Genomic DNA, 4,430 nt, shown 5'->3' with positions numbered 1-4,430 from the left:
CGCTGGGAACGGAGATATAAGGGGTATCTTGCAGACGATTGACTGACATTGTAGCAAGTAAGCTCTTAGTGACCGCTTTTTCTGCCTTTTTCTGCGTGCTATATTTTCCGATTGTCTTCGCTTTGATCACTGACTTTGTCAGCGAATACGCTCGCCAAATCGTCAAAATAGCGACCAGCGACCACAAAGCAACTTGAAAAAGTTTAATCGATACAATCAATCCCAACACTAAAGACAGAACCGCTAAGGTTAAAATCAAAGCCCACCACGTCCAATATTTCAAATAGAAAGGCACTTTATAGACGTTCTGAGCGTTCTTTTTGTAGGTTGTAGCCATTATTTGCCACCCCCTAAAAACTCGCTCAAATAATGGTTTATAGTCTCATCTGACAAGGTCTGACTATTCACGTATAAACGATTTTGCTTCTTTGAAAAATCAGTAGATTTTTCAGCTTTTTGAAGCAAATCGTAAATATCAAAACCTCGCTCATTTCCTATGATTTCAAGCAGAGAAAGAGAGGGCAAGACTGCAACACGTAACCACTCCAGCAAGTCTCCCAGCATGACGTCACGTTCTGCAAGACTAAAATCTATCGTCTCATCATACTCTAAAAACTTCTCCCACCATTTTGTTTTATACCACCGATTTTTGTTAGTGTCCCCACGTTTCGGAGTCAAAATCTCAAGAAGATTACGAAGCGATGTTTTAAAAATCTTGTCGATTTTATCGCCTTGTAAGAACTCATCAATGATTTTCAAAGCGTATTTTTTAGAATAGCTAATCTCGTACCGTTGCCAAACTTCTTTCCCAGTCCTCGCCCAATGTTCTCGGACTTCGGTTGGAAACAGTTCGTTCTTACTTTCGTACTGCGCTTTTTTATCATAAAAACGGGCATACACATTCCCACGGCTTCCATTTTGAGACCGAGCGTTTCCGATGTAAATTGTCTGCCCCAGCGATTTTCCGTTTTGGTCTGATGTTTTAACGATATTGTAGGACTTACGAGATGAGCGATAATGCCCTTTATTCAGTTTTTTCTCAATATCGGAAAATCTTACTGTCTCGTCATAATCATCAAGAGCCAAGTCAATCCGTGTGAAATTTACTCCACCGTACTCTTTTAGAGTTCTAAAAATAGAAACCCAATCGGTATCCCATTTTTCAGCTAATTCAGTCGACCCCTGACCCGTGAAAACCACGGTCATTGTCCGACTAGAATTTTTGTGCCAAGGCTTCTCAGGGTCATTCCAAAAGACGTTTACATAATTTCGATAAGTTGCCCCCGAGTTGTAAAAAAATCGCCCAGGGATTTCATCAAATTCTGCTAAATCATAACCCAAAATTTTCAAAAGTTGAGGGTCTAACGTCTGCTCTTCATCTTCAAATGATACCGAAAAAGCCAGCCAGTCTACTTTGTATTTCTGCATGTCTTTTCCTCATTCTATTTGTGTAGTTTTTTATAAGGTCTAAACCATTGATATATAAGGGCTAACTAGCATTTTTTCTTGTACGTGTAGCCCCCATGATTATTGAGGGGGGCTACCTGCTGGAAACAAGTTCCAGCAGTACCCTCAATATCTTAGTTAGTAGTCAGCAATCTGACCTTTCTGCTCAATGAAAATCATATTTGCTGACTTGATATCATACCCAAGACCAGCGACTTTGTAAGCTTGTAAAAGTTCAAATTGTCTTTCTTCTGACAGAACAATTTTAACCATTTTACCAGTTCCAAATTCGACAAATGTATATGTGAGACCGTCAGACGTTTCAGAACGTTTATCCTTGCCGTTCTCATCTTTTACCTTATTTCCAAACCTATCTTTAAGTTTTGGAAAATGAGGGGTCGGATTAACTCCGACATTGACTACTACTACATTGTTAAACAACGTAAGACTTGCGTTTGTTGTGTTGCTCTGACTTTGCAAAGCTTTCAATTTTTCCAATTGTGACATATAAAAAATGTCCTTTCTAAAATGTTGTGTCGCTTACCACGACCTGCAAACACTTTAGAAAAGACACTCTACTTTTATTTAACCACCCTACTTGACCCACTGAGGCCTTTTTTGGTATAATGGTCTTGTTCGAAAAAAAGTGAGAGTCTTACTGAGTTGACTGCCAGGTCTAGGTAAGACTTTTTTGTTGTCTGTTAGTTGTTCGAAGACTAGCAGACATTTTTATTTTACATCAATTTTTTTTAGATGTAAACCCTTAATTTATTTGTGGGCCTCTGCCCACACCCGACCAGCGTTGGACGCTGGACCCCGCCTCTGAAAAACAAGGTTCTAAATGTTTGTGTTTCGAACGGCTTTCACAATCTAGCACAACGACAGCGCCGCGCAAGGTACGTCTTCGACTTTCCTCCTTGACGCCTTGCTTGATCGTCGTGCTTTTTTAGATTGTGCCGACGAAAAACAAACATTTAGAACTACCTAGAGCTTAAATATTTCTCTTTGAACTCGAGTAACATTTTAAGTTGCTGTTCTTCAGAATAAGCATCTTCTAAAGCCGAGAATAGCGGATAGCCGAATTCTTCAAGGACTGAACTCATTTCAAGTTTAATCGCTGAATAATCATCAAAATCTTTTCTACCAGATTTTTTCATAGCATTACTACAATCATCAGCAAATGCTTGCATAAAATCCGATGTCATAAATTTTTGAAGAGTTATGTCAGTATACTCAGACCATTCATCCTCAGAAGCGTCTTGACGTTCTTTTGCATTGAACATCTGTTTCCAATTTATCATGTCGAAACATTCCTTTCTTTTATTGATACATTTATGATACCATATTTTATTTTCAATGTCAACAATGTTCATCGTTTTTTTGATTTTTTTACTATTTTTACAACATTACGATTGACAAGTTGTTATTTTTGATATACAATTAGTATATACAAAATCAACAAACAGATATACAAAAAGGAGATATTCACTATGCCAAGATATACAACTTTAACAGATTTCGTGAACACTCAAATTGAAAAATTTGATATTCCAGATACCGAAAAAAATCGGAACAAACTTAGAATTAAGTTCACGAGAGAGCTTCAAAGGCTCGGATACTGGGACACTGCTGAAAAAAAAGTAATTGGTCGTAACGAAACACGATTATTTTCAGACCAACAACTAAATCACTTATCTATTGAAGTTGAACCTTATCTATTAAAGCAAGGAAATGTAGATATAGAAGAACTCGAAGAGTATCGTCAAAACCTTGAAAACTACGTAGAAGAAATAAGAAATCAAACAAATGAAAGTTATCAGCAACAACTTGAGGCAGAGCAATATGAACCGCCGAAAGTTACAAAAAAAGAAGCAATGGAAGTTATGATGACCGCTCTATTTGAAAAATTTTTTGAACCGCTCGACGTTCAAAAATGGAATCAAGACAAAGCTACAATCCATTTTGCAGAATTATCAGATATGACAGATACTGATTATGTACTTGCTTCAATAAGATTAAATAATCCAGTACAATCATATACTAAAGAAAAATGATATAATAGAGATAACATTTAGATATAAAAGGTGATATCATGGCAGAAAACAAACAGGTACAAATTATAATACGTACCACACAAGAAGAAAAAAATATCATCACACAGAAAGCCAAAGATAAAGGCATTTCTGTAAATGAGTTTATAAAAAGAATTATTCTAGAATACGATATCAAAGCAGATAGCACCGATAATATCAACGATAGCAATAATGATATCACTGACGATATCATTGAAATTTTAAAAGACCAGTTAAAAACAAAAGATATGCAAATCTCAAATCTTCAACAAATTATCTATAATCGTGATACAAAACTAATAGAAACATCAAAAAAATGGTGGGAATTTTGGAAATAATAATATTATCAAAAGTTAATGAAATTATTAGCTAATTTTCTTGACTTTTTGAACAATTATTGTTATATTATAGATACAGAGCTAAGACCCCTTTTGGCTATCTCGTGGTCACGAGGGCGAGCTTCCGCTTAGGGTTTGTGGTGTACACCGCGGACGAGAAATTAAAACCACAAGAAGGAGGACTTAAAAGTCCTCTTTCTTTTTGAAAGGGAAATATGGAACAAACACTTATAGAGGCGATAAGAAGTTATAGTATTTTAGAAAATACCACTTATAAAATGGAACTAACTCAAAAATCTAATCCAACTCCAATTATTCTAGAGATAAAATTCAATACCGAATTCTTTTTCCACTTATTTGGTTTTCACTATCTAGAAAATCTAGATAAAAATGTAATTAAGCAAACCCTATTTAAAAATTTAAGAACCTTAGTATATAGAAATACACCTTTAAGCCAAAGTAAGTATTACAATCAAATAACAACCTCTCCATCATTTCAAACACCAACTATCCAAAATCGTCTAAATATAATAAAAGACCTCCCTTACCTTCTAGATAGATTTTCAAAAAAAAA

At 35.6% G+C, this 4,430-nt stretch carries 6 protein-coding genes and 1 pseudogene; 3 read left to right on the top strand and 4 right to left on the bottom strand.

The genetic code is table 11. The annotated features are described in order from the left end of the window. The 4 genes and pseudogenes from HMPREF2701_RS00035 to HMPREF2701_RS00020 all read right to left on the bottom strand — a co-directional run. Positions 1-337 (bottom strand): annotated as a pseudogene (locus HMPREF2701_RS00035) (plasmid partition protein); the annotation flags it as partial. Further along, positions 337-1,428, bottom strand: coding sequence for a replication initiation factor domain-containing protein (locus HMPREF2701_RS00030; protein ID WP_070481732.1), 1,092 nt, complete (start codon positions 1,426-1,428; stop codon positions 337-339). The pseudogene HMPREF2701_RS00035 and the gene HMPREF2701_RS00030, both read right to left, overlap by 1 nt. Before the next feature lie 156 nt (positions 1,429-1,584). Beyond that, positions 1,585-1,953, bottom strand: a complete 369-nt coding sequence (locus tag HMPREF2701_RS00025; protein WP_050105530.1) for a hypothetical protein — start codon at positions 1,951-1,953, stop codon at positions 1,585-1,587. Positions 1,954-2,426: 473 nt separating this feature from the next. After that, positions 2,427-2,747 carry a hypothetical protein gene (locus HMPREF2701_RS00020; protein ID WP_083281691.1) on the bottom strand — a complete coding sequence of 107 codons (321 nt, stop codon included), beginning with the start codon at positions 2,745-2,747 and terminating at the stop codon, positions 2,427-2,429. A 189-nt stretch (positions 2,748-2,936) separates the two neighbouring features. On the opposite strand from HMPREF2701_RS00020, the gene HMPREF2701_RS00015 reads away from it, so the two are divergent. From HMPREF2701_RS00015 to HMPREF2701_RS00005, 3 genes are all read left to right on the top strand, one after another. Beyond that, a complete protein-coding gene (locus HMPREF2701_RS00015; protein WP_070481728.1) occupies positions 2,937-3,500 on the top strand; it encodes a hypothetical protein in 564 nt (187 codons plus the stop codon). 38 nt (positions 3,501-3,538) lie between these two features. After that, positions 3,539-3,856, top strand: a complete 318-nt coding sequence (locus HMPREF2701_RS00010) for a plasmid mobilization protein (protein ID WP_070481726.1) — start codon at positions 3,539-3,541, stop codon at positions 3,854-3,856. A gap of 215 nt (positions 3,857-4,071) precedes the next feature. Continuing rightward, on the top strand, positions 4,072-4,430 hold a 359-nt coding region (locus HMPREF2701_RS00005), incomplete at its 3' end, for a hypothetical protein (RefSeq protein WP_148130479.1).

This window comes from Streptococcus sp. HMSC077D04 (genome assembly GCF_001808785.1).
In the GTDB taxonomy this organism is placed as follows: domain Bacteria; phylum Bacillota; class Bacilli; order Lactobacillales; family Streptococcaceae; genus Streptococcus; species Streptococcus mitis_BX.
Note: the sequence above shows the minus strand (reverse complement) of the source record. Positions and strands in the feature narration are given on the sequence as shown.